This window comes from Halomonas sp. SL1 (assembly GCF_003030865.2).
Lineage (GTDB): Bacteria > Pseudomonadota > Gammaproteobacteria > Pseudomonadales > Halomonadaceae > Halomonas > Halomonas halophila.
In genome coordinates, this window is the sequence record NZ_PYUQ02000011.1 from 464,216 (window position 1) to 478,058 (window position 13,843).

Genomic DNA, 13,843 nt, shown 5'->3' on the forward strand with positions numbered 1-13,843 from the left:
TTGGCGAATGACGCAGGTTCAGCGGCTGACGATCACTCGATCCAGCCCTGTTCGCGGTAGTAGCGCGCGGCCCCTTCGTGGAGCGGTGCCGAGAGCCCCTGGGTGACCATTTCCTGCGGGTCCAGGTTGGCGAAGGCCGGGTGCAGCTGCTTGAAGCGATCGAAGTTGTCGAAGATCGCCTTGACGGTCTGGTAGACCACCTCGTCGCTGGTATCGGAGTCGGTCACGAAGGTGGCCGCCACGCCGAAGGTCTCGACGTCGTCCGGGTTACCCTTGTAGAGCCCGCCCGGGATCACCGACATGGAGTAGTAGGGATACTCGTCGACGATGCCCTGGACGTCCTCGTCGTTGAGCGGCACCAGGCGCGAATCGACGGTGGTGGTGGCTTCCTGGATCGCGCCGTTGGGGTGGCCGACCACGTAGGCCATGGCGTCGATGTTGTTGTCGGCCAGGGCGGAGGCCATCTCGGCGGCATCCAGCTGGGAGGCCAGCGAGAAGGAATCCTGGGTCCAGCCCTTGGCGTCCATCACCACTTCCATGGTGTTGCGCTGGCCGGAGCCCGGGTTGCCGATGTTGACGCGCTTGCCTTCCAGATCGTCGAGGGTCTCGATGTCGGCGTCGGCGCGGGCCAGGATGGTCAGCGGCTCGCCGTGCACGCGGAAGACGGCCCGCAGCTTGTCGTAGGCCTCGTCCTCGAAGTTGCCGGTGCCGTTGTAGGCCTGGAACTGGACGTCGGACTGCACCACGCCCATGTCCAGCTCACCGGACTTGATGCCGTTGATGTTGGCCACGGAACCGCCGGTGGAGGGCGCGTTGCACTTGATGTTGGCGTCGTCGAGACGATTGACCAGGCGGCAGACGGACTGGCCGACCACGTAGTACACGCCGGTCTGGCCACCGGTGCCGATGGTGATGAACTGCTCTTCGTCCTGCGCCATGGCCGGCGACGCGAACATGGCAGCACCCAGCAGCGCACCGGAGAAGGCGGCGGTGGAGAAAGCATGGCGTTTCATTGACGCACCTCGTTGACGTTGTTGGCAAAACGTTTGGCAAAGCCATTCGATCGACGGCGCATCCTGAGCCAGTTCGATCTATTCGACAATACCTACTTTAGCGAAAAAACGTCTGTCCGATGGAGTTTATTGCTTCCACCCCAGTGTAGTTGCCGTCAACGTTCGTGGCCCATTGCCTTGGCCAACGCCCGCACCGCGGCGGCAAGCGGCGCCTTGTCAGCCGCCCGGGACGGCCGCCAGACTGGGAAGGGCACCCAGCCCAGGAGGATCCCGACATGCACGCCCACGCATCGCGCATCGAATGCCGTCAGGGCGACATCGCCCGGCAGGACGACATCGAGGCGGTGGTCAACGCCGCCAACGCCCGGCTGATGAGCGGCGGTGGGGTGGCCGGCGCCCTGCACCGCGCCGCCGGCCCCGAGCTCGCCGAGGCCTGCGCGCCCCTGGCGCCGATCCATCCCGGCGAGGCCGTGATCACCGACGCCTTCGGCCTGCCCAACCGCCATGTCATTCACTGCCTGGGGCCGGTCTACGGCGTCGATGAGCCCTCCGACGCGCTGCTGGCCGACTGCTACCGCCACGCCCTGGAACTGGCGCAGCGGCATGACATCGAGAGCCTCGCCTTTCCGGCGCTGTCCACCGGCGCCTTCGGCTATCCGGCGGCCGAGGCGGCGCGCATCGCCCTGTCCACCGTGCTCACCACCCTGCCCCACTGTCCGGCGGTCAGGCAGGTACGCTTCGTGCTGTTCGACGCCGCCGGCGCCGAGCTGCATCGGCACACCCTCGAGGCCCTGAGCGCAGGCTGACTCAGACGTTGTAGCCCAACAGCTCCGGCAACCACAGGGCGAGCTGCGGGAAGATCACCACCAGCGCCAGCGCGCTGGCCATGGCCGCCACGAACACCAGCGCCCAGCCCACGGTCTGCTCCAGGCGCACCCGCGCCACCTCGGTGGTGACCATCAGGTTGACCGCCACCGGCGGCGTGAACTGGCCGATGGCGATATTCATCGCCAGCAGGATGCCGAACCACACCGGGTTCCAGCCGAAGTGCTGCATCACCGGCACCAGGATCGGCATCATGATCAGGTAGATCGAGATGGCATCCAGCAGCATCCCGGCCAGCAGCACCGCCAGCATGATCAGCACCAGCAGCAGCGTGCCGTTGTCCGACAGCCCGATCACCCACTCCGCCAGGTGGCGGAAGGTGCCCAGCATGGTGCCGGCCCAGGCGAAGATGCCGGCCAGGGCGATGATCAGCATCACCACCCCGGAGATCACCGCGGCCTCGCCGAGCAGCGCCCAGAGGTCGCGCCAGCCGAGCTCGCGGGTCAGCCACAGGCCCACCACCACGCCATAGGCCACCGCCACCACCGCCGCCTCGGTGGGCGTGAACAGTCCCGAGCGCAGCCCGCCGAGGATCAGCACCGGGGCGAACAGCGCCGGGATCGCCTGGCGGAAGCTCTCGCCGATCGGCGGACGCTCCGTCTCGCCAGGCGCCTCCCAGCCGTTACGCTTCGACAGCCACCAGGCCGGCACCAGCAGCGCCGCCCCGGCCAGCATGCCCGGGAACAGGCCGGCGGCGAACAGCGCGCGCAGGTCCACTCCCGGCACCACGATGGAATACAGGATCAGCGCCACCGAGGGCGGAATCAGGATCGCCGTGGAGGCCGACGCCGCGATCAGCGTCGCCGAGAAGGGCCTGGGATAACCGGCCTTGGTCATGCTGGGCAGCATCACCATGGCCACGGCCGCGGCATCGGCCGGGCCGGAGCCGCTCATGCCGCCCATGATCATGCACACCAGCACCGCCACCAGCGCCAGGCCCCCGTGGCGCGGGCCGATCAGCGCCTGGGCGAAGCGCACCAGTCGCGCCGCCACCCCGGCACGCTCGAAGATCAGCCCGGTGAGGATGAACAGCGGAATGGCGATCAGCGGGTACTTGGCGACGCTGTTGTAGGTGTTGGTGCCCAGCGTCGCCAGCATCGCCGGCGACAGCCCGGCGACGATGCCCACCGCCCCGGACAGCCCCAGCGAGAAGGCCACCGGTACCCCGGCGATCAGCAGGCCGGCGAAGGCCAGCAGCATCCACAGGTCAGGACTCATCGTCGAGCCCTCCGCGCAGGCGGTCGAGGGTCTGCTGGCACTGGCGCCACAGCATCAGCCCGGCGAGCAGCGGCAGCCATACCAGGTACCACCACTGGGGCAGTCCCAGGCCCGGCGACAGGGTCTCCCACTGGTATTCCTGCCACGCCAGCTTGCCGCCGTACCAGGCCACCAGCCCCAGCACGACCAGCCCGCACAGGCCCTGGAACAGGATCAGCGCGCGCCGCGGCCCCGGCGGCAGGGCCCGCTCCAGCAGGGCGATGCGGATATGGCGATGGCGGCGCAGCGCCACCGAGGCGCCGGCGAAGGTCAGCAGCACCAGCAGGAACACCGAGAATTCCTCGGTGAAGGCGAAGGAGGCGTCGGTGACGTAGCGCACCACCACGTTGGCCAGGCTGATCAGGCCGATGATCAGGATGGCCAGGGTCGCGAGCACGCGCTCGAGTCTTGCGTCGGGACGTTTCATGACGGGGATCTTGAAGGGTGAGGAACGACGACGTCGCCCGGCCGAGGCCGGGCGACGTCTCATGAGGGTGAGGCGAGCGTCAGGGCGCGTCGATGTCGCGGCGGGCGGCCTCGACGATCTCCTCGCCGATGCGCGGCACCCAGGTGTCGTGAACGCTCTCGGTCGCCTCGACGAAGGCCTGGTACTGACTCTCGTCGAGCTCGGTGACGGTCACGCCGCGCTCGCGGATCGCCGCCAGGCGCCCGGCCTGCTCCTCGCGGGTCTTGGCGATCTCCCAGGCGCCGGCCTCGACCGCGGTCTCGCGCAGCATCTGCTGCTGCTCCTCGGACAGCGAGCCCCACACCTGGCGGTTGGCGGCGAACACCAGCGGGTCGTTCATGTAGTTCCACAGCGTCAGGTGGGCCTGGCCGACCTGATCGATGCGCGCCACGTCGAACACCGACAGCGGGTTCTCCTGACCGTCCACGGCGCCGGTGGTCAACGCCGGCTTGGCATCCGCCCAGCTCATCTGGGTCGGGTTGGCACCCAGTGCGGTGAAGGTGTCCTGGAACAGCGGCGAGCCCACCACCCGGATCTTCAGGCCCTCGAGATCGCTCGGCGCATCGATGTCGGTGCGGGAATTGGAGAGCTGGCGGAAGCCGTTCTCGCCCCAGCCCAGCGGCACCACGCCCTTGTCCTCGATGGCGGAGAAGATCATGTCGCCGGCTTCGCCGCCGGTCACCGCGTCCACGGCGTCCTCGTCGGGGAGGAAGAACGGCAGCGAAAAGAGATTGAGCGCCGGCACCTGGGGCGACCAGTTGATGGTCGAGCCCACGGCCAGATCGATCAGTCCGGAACGCATGGCAGAGAACTCGCGGGTCTGGTCGCCACTGACCAGCTGGGCGTTGGGATAGACGCGCAGGGTCAGCTCGCCGTCGGAGCGTTCCTCCACCAGTTCCGCCCACTTCTCGGCGGCCTGCCCCCAGGGGAAGGCGTCGGACAGCACGGTGGAGACGGAAAGCTCGCGGGCCTGGGCGGTCAGCGTCGAGGTCAGCAGGGCGGCGCCGGCCAGGGTGGCGGCGAGACGCCCGAGAGAGCGGGAGGTGGGCATAGCGTGTCCTTGTGTCCGCGGGGAGCGGTTATCGGCGTTATGGATACTTCACAAAAAGAAAATATGCCTGCTGTCCCCCGCCACGACAAGAGTCGACGTTGGTCGACTCACTATTGTCACCACCAAATTGTATACACAAACATATTGATAACGTCGACAATAATGCCTATAAACGCCTATTGGCTGTTCACAATAACAACCACCAATGATGAACATCATTGAATACAAAATGAGCACGTCATGCCGGGCGGAGCGCCCGTCTCTCGCCGAGACGAGCCACACCGAGCAGGCCCTGCCAGACAGTCCCCGGCACCACGACGCGCCCAGCATGCATCGCCCACTCCACGACCAACACCAACAACGGAGATCCCGGATGCCCATCAAGACCACCGCCCCGCTCGCCCTTGCCGCCGCGCTGTTCGCGGCCCAGGGCGCCAGCGCCGCCGTCTACAGCACCACCAAGGTCGAGGCGCTCTACGGCTGGGACTACGAGGACACCGCCGACGCCGGCTTCGGCATCGACAACGCCGAGCACGCCATCTTCACCGTGGCCAACGCCACCGGCTGGACCTACGGCGACAGCTTCTTCTTCGCCGATTTCACCAACCTCGACCAGGGCAGCGCGAGCGAGCAGGACCATGGCAGCACCCACGCGGAGTGGAACCTGCGCGGCAATATCGGCAAGGCCACCGGCCTCGATCTGTCCGTCGGCCCGCTGACCGGCCTCTATCTGACCGGCCAGCTGGACATCGACCGCAACGCGTCCGTGCGCAAGACCACCCACATGGCAGGGCTTTCCGCCGACGTGGCGATGCCGGGCTTCGATTTTTTCAAGGTGTACGCCTTGTATCGCGACGACGAGACCGCCGAGGGCAGCGCGATGCAGTACACGGCGGCCTGGAACGCGCCGTTCCGACTGGGCGGCGCCGACTTCAGCTTCGAGGGCTTCATCGACGTCATCACCGAGGAAGGCGATCTCGCCACCCAGGTGCTGACCCAGCCACAGCTGGTCTGGCACGCCACCGAGCACCTCGGCGTGGGGCTGGAATATCAGTACTGGGAGAACAAGTTCGGCCTCGAGCACACCGACGAGTCGCTGCCCCAGGCCATGATCCGCTGGACCTTCTGATGTCGTGACGCGCGGCACCGGCACGGCGATTCCTGCTAGGCTGTGGCTTCATTCCACGACCGATCAAGGAAGAGCCGTGCCCCTCAAGGACCTGGCCCTGGGACTGGGCGTCATCGTCATCTGGGCGCTCAACATCATCGTCATCAAGCTCGGCGTGACCGAGCTTCCGCCACTGCTGCTGACCACCCTGCGCTTCGCCCTGGTGGCCGCCCTGCTGGTGCCCTTCCATCCGGTGTCACGGGCGCGCTTGCCGTTCCTGGCGCTGCTGTCGGTGACCTTCGGCACCCTGCACTTCGCCCTGCTGTTCATCGGCCTCGGCCAGGCCGAGGCCGGTACCGGCGCCCTGCTGGTGCAGATGGGCACGCCCTTCGCCACCCTGCTGGCAGTGATATTTCTCAAGGAGAAGCTGGGCCCGCGGCGGCTGGCGGGCCTGCTGCTGTCGTTCGCCGGCGTGGTGGTGCTGGCCGGCGGCCCGACGCTGCCCGCCCCGCTGCCCACCGCCCTGCTGCTGGCCAGCGCCCTGGCCTGGGCGGTGTCGCAGCTATTGATCAAGCAGGGCCCGCCGGTGCCCCCCATGGCGCTGGCCGGCTGGATCGCGCTGTTCGCCACCCCGCAGGTGGCGCTGGGATCCTGGTGGTTCGAGCAGGCGCACTGGGCCGCCCTGACCGAGGCCGGCTGGCGCGGCTGGGGCGCGGTGCTCTACACGGCGGTGATGTCGTCGATCGTCGCCTACGGCATCTGGTACGGCCTGCTGCGGCGCCACCCGGTCAACCGCGTGGTGCCGCTGATGCTGCTGATGCCGGTGCTGGCGGTGGCGCTGGGCATGCTGCTGCTGGGCGACCCGCTCGGCCCCAACAAGCTGATCGGCGGCGGCCTGGTGGTGGCCGGCATCGCCCTGATCGTGGTGCGCTTCCGTGGCCGCCTCTCACGCCGGGCAGCAGAATGACGCCGGCGATTCAGCTGCCCGGCGCAGCCTGAGCACGAGGCCGGGACTCGTCGATGACACATTCACCGCCATCACCGGGCCAGCTGACGCAGTCGCCGACCGCGATGCCGTGCGCCTCGAAGACGCCGGCATTGACCTCCAGCGCCGCTTGATAGGGCGCATCCGGGCGCGTCACCGGGCAGTCCCGGGCCGACGCCGAGGTGCAGGGCGCCATGCGACGGATATCGACGATGCGCCCGGCCTCGTCGATGAAGGCGATGTCCAGCGGGATCAGGGTGCGGTACATCCAGAAGCCGTTGCGCGACGGCTGGGTACGGTCGTAGAGGAACAGCATGCCGGCATCCTGCGGCAGACGCTCGCGCCCCATCAGCCCCTGGGCGCGCTCGGCCAGGCGGCGCGCTACCTCGACGGTCAGCCGCCGGGGACCCGCCTCGCCGTGCACCGTCAGCGGCACCCGCGGCAGGCGTGCCTCCTGGGCCATGGCGAGGCCGGGCCAGGAGGCCGCCAGTGGCAGCGCGGGAAACAAGGAAAGCGCCTGGAGCAGGTGGCGACGGGTCGGATTCATGACGTTCCTCTCAGGGAGATGCGGCGCGGTTGCCGAACAGGGTAGCCGATGGCGCTATCCGCGGTCCCGGGATCAGTCGCGGGGCGGCGCGGTGCTGTCGCGAATCACCAGCTCGTGGGGCAGCACGATCCTGGGCGCGACCTCGCCGCGCCCCTCCAGGATAGCGATCAGCATCTCCACGGCGCGACGCCCGAAGGCTTCGGCGGGCTGGGCGATGGTGGTCAGCGCCGGATCGCTGTAGGAGGCGAAGGCGATATCGTCGAAGCCGGCCACCGAGACGTCGGCGGGCACCGACAGCCCCGCCTGCCGGAGGCGACTGATGGCGCCGATGGCCATCTCGTCGCTCTCGCAGAAGATCGCGGTCGGCGGCGACTCGACGGCCAGCAGGCTGCCCGCCGCCGCATGTCCGGAGGCCGGGGTGAAGTCGCCGGGGCACAGCAGGGTCTCGTCGGGCGCGATGCCCGCGGCCGCCAGCGCATCGCGATAGCCTGCCACGCGATCGCGGGTCAGCGGGCTGCGCCGCGGCCCCTGAATCATGGCAATGCGCCGGTGGCCCAGCGCGATCAGATGCTCGGTGAGGGTACGCGCCGCCGCCCGGTTGTCGATCCGGAGCGTCGGGCAAGGGGCGTCGTCGAGCACCTCGCAGGCGTTGACCATGGGCAGCGGCCGGCCCGGCTCGACGGCATCGTCCGGAAAGGGGTTGAAGGCGCGCAGCTGGATGACGCCGTCGGCCTGGCGGGCGGCCACCATGCCGGCGTACTGGATCTCGTCCTCTTCCTGCCCCAGGGTGTTGCACAGCAGCACGCCGTAGCCCTGCTCGCGGGCCGCCTGCTGGACCCCGGCGATCACCCGGGCGAAGAAGGTGTTGGCGATGGTCGGCACCAGCACCGCCAGGTTGTGGCTGCGCCGGGAGCGGAACTGCACGGCCATCTGGTTGGGGCGATAGCCCGAGGCCTCGATGGCTCGGCGCACCTTGTCGCGGGTGGCCGGCGACACGATATCCGGCGACTTGAGGGTCCGCGACACCGTGGCCACGGAGACGCCCGCCAGTTCGGCGACCTTGCGTATATTGGACATGCGTCCTCTTCTCGATGCGACACGATCCGCCGCCCCGGCTCGCCCGACGAACCGGCCGCGGCGGACGCCCCAGCTTATCGCATGCGGCCGGCGATATCCTTAGAGCCTTCTGATCCATACGTTGCGAAAGCTCACCGCCGTGTCGTGATCCTGCAGGGCGAGCGGCGCGCAGCCGTGGGCCTCGCCCGGCATGCACTAGACATTGGCCGCATAGCCTTTGGTCGCATTGCTCGATCCACGCCGCGTCCCCTACTTTGCGAAATACAGCATGTAACCGGTTACATCACCACTGTTCACCCACGATCCGGGAGCGATCGATGTCCCCCACCCCGAGAGTCCGCCTGGGCATGGTCGGCGGCGGAGAAGGCGCCTTCATCGGCCAGGTCCATCGCCTGGCCGCCAACCTCGACGGCCACTTCGAGCTGGTCTGCGGCGCCTTCAGCCGCAATGCCGACAACAACACTCGCACCGGCGCCGCCTGCGGCGTGGCGTCATCGCGCCTGTACGCAGACTGGCAGAGCCTGCTGGACGGCGAGCGCGCCCTGCCCGCCGACCAGCGCATGCAGCTGCTGGTGATCGTCACCCCCAATCACCTGCACGTGCCGATCTCAGAGGCCGCCCTCGCCGCCGGCTTCCACGTCTTCTGCGAGAAGCCCGCCGCCCTGTCGCTGGACGAGGCCCGCGGCCTCGAGGCCACCTGGCGCGAGCATGGCGGCCTGTACGGCCTGGCCCACACCTATCTGGGCTACCCGATGGTGTGGCAGGCCCGCGCCATGGTCGACGCCGGCGCGCTCGGCCGGCTGCGCAAGATCCACGTCGAGTATCCCCAGGGCTGGCTGGGCGAGACCCTCGAGGCCCAGGGCAACAAGCAGGCCGGCTGGCGCACCGACCCGGCCCTGGCCGGCCCCAGCGGCTGCATGGCCGACATCGGCACCCATGCCTTCGGACTGGCCGAGTTCGTCTCCGGCCAGCGCGTCGCATCGCTGTGCGCCTCGCTCGGCAGCCACGTCGACGGCCGCCGGCTGGACGACGACGGCGACGTGCTGCTGCGCACCGCCGAAGGCGCCAGCGGCACCCTGATGGCCAGCCAGGTCAGCACCGGCGAGGAGAATGCGCTGAAGCTGCGCCTCTACGGCGAGGACGGCGCCCTGGAATGGCGCCAGATGGAGCCCAACAGCCTGGTCCACCGCTCGCGGGGCGCGCCGATGCGCGTGCTGCGCGCCGGCATCGACCAGCCCGAGCTGGTCGACGCGGCCCTGTCGCGGCTGCGCCTGCCCGGCGGCCACCCCGAGGGCTATCTCGAGGCGCTGGCCAACCTCTACGGCAACGCCGCCACGGCGATCCGGCGCGGCGACCGCGGCGACATCGCCGGCGTGCCCGGCATGGCCTCGGGGCTGCGCGGCATGGCCTTCATCGAGGCGGTCACCCAGAGCCAGGCCGGCGGCAGCCGCTGGACCGACCTGCCCTCCATCGACTGAACGGGAGCCTTCCATGAGCGACACGTCTTCCGGCATCCGCGGCCCGGCGATCTTCCTGGCCCAGTTCATCGGCGACGAGGCGCCCTTCGACGGCCTCGACGCCATCGCCCGCTGGGCCGCCGACCAGGGCTACCGCGGCATCCAGCTGCCGACCCATGACCCGCGCTTCATCGACCTCGAGCGCGCCGCCGAGAGCCAGCCATACTGCGACGAGCTCAAGGCCCGCTGCGCCGCGGCCGGCGTCGAGATCAGCGAGCTCTCCACCCATCTGCAGGGTCAGCTGGTGGCGGTCCATCCGGCCTTCGACGAGCTGTTCGACGGCTTCGCCCCGGCCGAGCTGCACGGCGATCCCGAGGCCCGCACCGAGTGGGCCACCGCCCAGCTCAAGCTGGCGGCGAAGGCCAGCCAGCGGCTCGGGCTCAAGGCCCACGCCACCTTCTCCGGCGCCCTGCTGTGGCCGTTCTTCTATCCCTGGCCGCAGCGCCCCGCCGGACTGGTCGAGGAAGGCTTCGCCGAGCTCGGCCGGCGCTGGCGGCCGATCCTCGACGCCTTCGAGGAGGCCGGGGTCGACCTGTGCTACGAGATCCATCCCGGCGAGGACCTGCACGACGGCGCCTCCTTCGAGCGCTTCCTCGAGGCGGTGGATCATCATCCGCGGGCCAGGATCCTCTACGACCCGAGCCACCTGCTGCTGCAACAGCTCGACTACCTGGGCTTCATCGACCGCTACCACGAACGCATCGGCATGTTCCACGTCAAGGACGCCGAGTTCACTCCCGACGCGCGCAGCGGCGTCTACGGCGGCTATCAGGGCTGGGTCGACCGCCCCGGGCGCTTCCGCTCGCTGGGCGACGGCCAGGTCGACTTCAAGGGCATCTTCAGCCGCCTGACCCAGTACGGCTACGACGGCTGGGCGGTGCTCGAATGGGAGTGCTGCCTGAAGGACGCCGCCCAGGGCGCCGCCGAGGGCGCGCCCTTCATCGCCGAGCACCTGATCACCCGCGCCGGCCACGCCTTCGACGACTTCGCCGGCCAGGACACCAGCCCGGCCCGCAATCGCCGCATCCTGGGGCTGGCGCGCTAGCGCGCCGTCCCGACAGAACCGCGCCAACGAGCCTCACAAGATCGAGCCTCACAAGAACAAGCCTCAAAAGAAGGAAAACGCCATGTCACTGCTACGCTCGCGCCTGAGCCTGATGATGTTCCTGCAGTTCTTCATCTGGGGCGGCTGGTTCGTCACCCTGGGCACCTTCCTGGCCAGCAATCTGGAGGCCAGCGGCGGCCAGATCGGGATGGCCTTCGCCACCCAGTCCTGGGGGGCGATCATCGCGCCCTTCATCATCGGCCTGATCGCCGACCGCTACTTCCACGCCGAGCGCCTGCTCGGGGTGCTGCACCTGCTGGGCGCGGCGCTGATGGTCGGGCTCTACCTGGCCGAGGACTTCGCGGCCTTCTATCCGCTGGTGCTGGCCTACATGATCCTCTACATGCCGACCCTGGCGCTGGTGAACTCGGTCTCGTTCCACCAGCTGCGCGACCCGGCCACCGAGTTCGCCCGCATCCGCGTGTGGGGCACCCTCGGCTGGATCGTCGCCGGCCTCGGCATCAGCTACGTGTTCGCCTGGGACTCCGCCGCCGGCATCGGCGAGGGCCTGCTGCGCAACACCTTCCTGATGGGCGCGATCGCCTCTCTGGCGCTGGGCGTGTACAGCTTCACCCTGCCCGCCACCCCGCCCAAGGCCAGCAGTCGGGTCGGCCTGCGCGAGGTGCTCGGCCTGGATGCCCTGTCGCTGCTGAAGGACCGCAACTACGCGATCTTCTTCGCCGCCTCGGTGCTGATCTGCATTCCGCTGGCCTTCTACTACCAGAACGCCAACCCCTTCCTGGCCGAGGTCGGCGTGGCCAATCCCACCGGCAAGATGACCCTGGGACAGGCCTCCGAGGTGCTGTTCATGCTGCTGCTGCCGCTGTTCATCGGCCGCTTCGGCATCAAGAAGACGCTGCTGATCGGCATGCTGGCCTGGGCGCTGCGCTACGCGATGTTCGCCTTCGGCGACGCCGAGGGGCAGCTCTACCTGCTGCTGCTGGGCATCGCGCTGCACGGCATCTGCTACGACTTCTTCTTCGTCACCGGGCAGATCTACACCGATTCCAAGGCCGGCGAGCAGTTCAAGAGCGCCGCCCAGGGCATGATCACTCTGGCCACCTACGGCGTCGGCATGCTGATCGGCTTCTGGATCGCCGGCCAGGTCACCGACCACTACGCGCTGGCCGAGGGCGGCCACGACTGGCAGGGCATCTGGCTGTTCCCGGCGGCCTTCGCCCTGGCGGTGCTGGTGCTGTTCCTGATCGCCTTCCGCGAGCGTCGCGCCCAGGCCGGCGCCGAGGCGGCCTCCCGCGCCTGACGCCACCCGCCCCGCCGCCGGCAGGGCCCTCGACGCAAAACGACACCGCCGCGTCTCTCGACAAGAGACGCGGCGGTGTCGTCTGGGAATGCCGGGGGCGACGTCTGAAACGTCGACGGCGAACGATTTCAGATCGCGGGTGACTGGCCCAGGATGGACTTCAGGTCGATGCTCGATTCCCGCGGGCTCAGGTCCAGCAGGTTTTCCAGTCCGAGCAGGTGATCGTGGATCGCGCCGCGGGCGGCTTCCGCCTCGCCCGCGGCCAGCAGTTCGACCAGCCGCTCGTGCTGGGCCTCCTGATAGCAGGACGAAAGCCCGGAACGCTTGTAGAGCGCCACCACGATGGAGGTGCGCAGCACCAGGTCGGTGAGCATGCCGCCCAGCACCCGGTTGGGCGAGTGCTCGGCCAGCAGGTGATGCAGGTTCAGCGAGTGCTCGATGCGCGCCGGCTCGTCGCCGCGGCGATGGGCCTCGGTCTCCTCGTTCGCCTGGATCCTGAGCGCGTCCAGCGTCTCGGCGGAAAGCGTGCCGGCCAGCAGGGCGACCACCTCGCCTTCCACCAGGCGCCGGGCGGCGAAGGTCTCGCGGGTCTCCTCGATGCTCGGCGCCCGCACCCGCGCCACCTGATTGGGGCGCTGGTCGACGACGTGCTCCGATGCCAGTCGGGTCAGCGCCTTGCGTACCACCGAGCGGCTGACGCCGAACACCTCGCCCAGGGTCACTTCGGGCAGCTTGGTGCCCGGCGGTAGCCGCTGCATCAGCACCGCTCGGCGCACCTTGTCGGCGATATCGCGGTCGCCGACGCGGGCACCGCTCTTGACGTCGGCCTGCAACTCCTCGTGCCAGGCTTGGCTCATGACGTGGGTCTCCTGATCGTCCGCGCGGACTGTCGCGTGTGGGCGGATGAGTGACTATATCGCATCCCGGCATTGTATACAGAAAATGCCCCGACCGTCGGCAACGGTCGGGGCGATATCAGGCGAAGCCACGATCACCGGTTCACCATCGGCGTTTTCGCACTAACCGGCGCGATGGCGCTCGTTGACGTCGAGGATCTTGAGGGTATTGGTGCCGCCGTGGGCGTTCATGTGATCGCCGCGGGTGAGGATCACGTGATCGCCCGGCTCGGCCACGCCCTGCCCCACCAGCAGCGCCATGGCACGGTCGTTGAGCTCGGCGGCGTCCATCTCGCTGGTATCGAAGGGCAGCGAGATCACCCCGCGATACAGCGCCATACGCCGCTGGGCGACCGGATTGTGCGCCAGCCCGACGATCGGCAGCCCGGAGCGGATGCGCGAGGCAATCAGCGGCGTATAGCCGGTGGAGGTCATGCAGGCGATGGCGGCCACGCCGGTGAGATGGTTGGCGGCGTACATCGCCGACAGCGCGATGGTCTCGTCGATGCGCTCGAAGCCTTCGTGAATGCGGTGGCCGGAGGACTGGGCGATGCGCTCGCGCTCGGCGCCCAGGCACACCCGGGCCATGGCCTCCACGGTTTCCACCGGGAAGTCGCCGGCGGCGGTCTCCGCGGAGAGCATCACCGCGTCGGTGGCGTCGAGCACGGCGTTGGC

14 protein-coding genes are annotated in these 13,843 nt (G+C 68.9%); 6 read left to right on the plus strand and 8 right to left on the minus strand.

Annotated elements, in window-relative coordinates:
- Window positions 1-32: 32 nt before the first annotated feature.
- A complete protein-coding gene (locus C9J49_RS06170; RefSeq protein WP_046079316.1) occupies window positions 33-1,013 on the minus strand; it encodes a TAXI family TRAP transporter solute-binding subunit in 981 nt (326 codons plus the stop codon).
- A gap of 275 nt (window positions 1,014-1,288) precedes the next feature.
- On the opposite strand from C9J49_RS06170, the gene C9J49_RS06175 reads away from it, so the two are divergent.
- Entirely contained in the window at window positions 1,289-1,819 is a 531-nt protein-coding gene (locus tag C9J49_RS06175) for a macro domain-containing protein (RefSeq protein ID WP_035594919.1), read from the plus strand.
- A gap of 1 nt (window position 1,820) precedes the next feature.
- Here the strand turns inward: C9J49_RS06175 and C9J49_RS06180 are convergent, their stop codons facing one another.
- From C9J49_RS06180 to C9J49_RS06190, 3 genes are all read right to left on the minus strand, one after another.
- A complete protein-coding gene (locus C9J49_RS06180; RefSeq protein WP_035594922.1) occupies window positions 1,821-3,116 on the minus strand; it encodes a TRAP transporter large permease in 1,296 nt (431 codons plus the stop codon).
- Window positions 3,106-3,582 (minus strand): TRAP transporter small permease, encoded by a 477-nt coding sequence (locus C9J49_RS06185; protein WP_035594926.1) that lies wholly within the window; start codon window positions 3,580-3,582, stop codon window positions 3,106-3,108. The genes C9J49_RS06180 and C9J49_RS06185 overlap by 11 nt, the downstream gene beginning before the upstream one ends.
- 79 nt (window positions 3,583-3,661) lie before the next feature.
- A complete protein-coding gene (locus tag C9J49_RS06190) occupies window positions 3,662-4,672 on the minus strand; it encodes a DctP family TRAP transporter solute-binding subunit (RefSeq protein WP_035594929.1) in 1,011 nt (336 codons plus the stop codon).
- 373 nt (window positions 4,673-5,045) lie between these two features.
- On the opposite strand from C9J49_RS06190, the gene C9J49_RS06195 reads away from it, so the two are divergent.
- Together C9J49_RS06195 and C9J49_RS06200 are read left to right on the plus strand one after the other, a co-directional pair.
- On the plus strand, window positions 5,046-5,801 hold the full coding sequence (locus C9J49_RS06195) for an outer membrane protein OmpK (protein WP_107182191.1): 756 nt from the start codon (window positions 5,046-5,048) through the stop codon (window positions 5,799-5,801).
- 76 nt (window positions 5,802-5,877) lie between these two features.
- The gene (locus C9J49_RS06200; RefSeq protein WP_046079318.1) at window positions 5,878-6,747 is read left to right on the plus strand and encodes a DMT family transporter; all 870 of its coding nucleotides are present in this window, start codon (window positions 5,878-5,880) and stop codon (window positions 6,745-6,747) included.
- A gap of 10 nt (window positions 6,748-6,757) precedes the next feature.
- Here the strand turns inward: C9J49_RS06200 and C9J49_RS06205 are convergent, their stop codons facing one another.
- Window positions 6,758-7,312: a DUF192 domain-containing protein gene (locus C9J49_RS06205; protein ID WP_107182190.1), complete on the minus strand. Its 555-nt coding sequence runs from the start codon at window positions 7,310-7,312 to the stop codon at window positions 6,758-6,760.
- A 72-nt stretch (window positions 7,313-7,384) separates the two neighbouring features.
- The gene (locus C9J49_RS06210; protein ID WP_107182189.1) at window positions 7,385-8,389 is read right to left on the minus strand and encodes a LacI family DNA-binding transcriptional regulator; all 1,005 of its coding nucleotides are present in this window, start codon (window positions 8,387-8,389) and stop codon (window positions 7,385-7,387) included.
- A 317-nt stretch (window positions 8,390-8,706) separates the two neighbouring features.
- Here C9J49_RS06210 and C9J49_RS06220 point away from each other — a divergent pair, with 317 nt between their 5' ends.
- From C9J49_RS06220 to C9J49_RS06230, 3 genes are all read left to right on the plus strand, one after another.
- Window positions 8,707-9,867, plus strand: coding sequence for a Gfo/Idh/MocA family protein (locus tag C9J49_RS06220; RefSeq protein ID WP_246124628.1), 1,161 nt, complete (start codon window positions 8,707-8,709; stop codon window positions 9,865-9,867).
- 13 nt (window positions 9,868-9,880) lie between these two features.
- Window positions 9,881-10,951, plus strand: a complete 1,071-nt coding sequence (locus C9J49_RS06225; RefSeq protein WP_107182187.1) for a sugar phosphate isomerase/epimerase — start codon at window positions 9,881-9,883, stop codon at window positions 10,949-10,951.
- Window positions 10,952-11,033: 82 nt separating this feature from the next.
- Entirely contained in the window at window positions 11,034-12,272 is a 1,239-nt protein-coding gene (locus tag C9J49_RS06230; RefSeq protein ID WP_046079326.1) for a nucleoside permease, read from the plus strand.
- Window positions 12,273-12,400: 128 nt separating this feature from the next.
- Here the strand turns inward: C9J49_RS06230 and C9J49_RS06235 are convergent, their stop codons facing one another.
- Both C9J49_RS06235 and C9J49_RS06240 read right to left on the minus strand, forming a co-directional pair.
- Complete coding sequence (locus C9J49_RS06235; RefSeq protein ID WP_046079327.1) at window positions 12,401-13,129, minus strand: GntR family transcriptional regulator; 729 nt, start codon at window positions 13,127-13,129, stop codon at window positions 12,401-12,403.
- Window positions 13,130-13,291: 162 nt separating this feature from the next.
- Window positions 13,292-13,843: pyruvate kinase (locus tag C9J49_RS06240; RefSeq protein WP_258393793.1), on the minus strand; the 552-nt coding region annotated here is incomplete at its 5' end.

Coding starts and splice junctions, on each gene's coding strand:
- C9J49_RS06170 (WP_046079316.1), bottom strand. CDS start 1,013: ATGAAACGCCATGCTTTCTCCACCGCCGCCTTCTCCGGTGCGCTGCTG.
- C9J49_RS06175 (WP_035594919.1), top strand. CDS start 1,289: ATGCACGCCCACGCATCGCGCATCGAATGCCGTCAGGGCGACATCGCC.
- C9J49_RS06180 (WP_035594922.1), bottom strand. CDS start 3,116: ATGAGTCCTGACCTGTGGATGCTGCTGGCCTTCGCCGGCCTGCTGATC.
- C9J49_RS06185 (WP_035594926.1), bottom strand. CDS start 3,582: ATGAAACGTCCCGACGCAAGACTCGAGCGCGTGCTCGCGACCCTGGCC.
- C9J49_RS06190 (WP_035594929.1), bottom strand. CDS start 4,672: ATGCCCACCTCCCGCTCTCTCGGGCGTCTCGCCGCCACCCTGGCCGGC.
- C9J49_RS06195 (WP_107182191.1), top strand. CDS start 5,046: ATGCCCATCAAGACCACCGCCCCGCTCGCCCTTGCCGCCGCGCTGTTC.
- C9J49_RS06205 (WP_107182190.1), bottom strand. CDS start 7,312: ATGAATCCGACCCGTCGCCACCTGCTCCAGGCGCTTTCCTTGTTTCCC.
- C9J49_RS06210 (WP_107182189.1), bottom strand. CDS start 8,389: ATGTCCAATATACGCAAGGTCGCCGAACTGGCGGGCGTCTCCGTGGCC.
- C9J49_RS06220 (WP_246124628.1), top strand. CDS start 8,707: ATGTCCCCCACCCCGAGAGTCCGCCTGGGCATGGTCGGCGGCGGAGAA.
- C9J49_RS06225 (WP_107182187.1), top strand. CDS start 9,881: ATGAGCGACACGTCTTCCGGCATCCGCGGCCCGGCGATCTTCCTGGCC.
- C9J49_RS06230 (WP_046079326.1), top strand. CDS start 11,034: ATGTCACTGCTACGCTCGCGCCTGAGCCTGATGATGTTCCTGCAGTTC.
- C9J49_RS06235 (WP_046079327.1), bottom strand. CDS start 13,129: ATGAGCCAAGCCTGGCACGAGGAGTTGCAGGCCGACGTCAAGAGCGGT.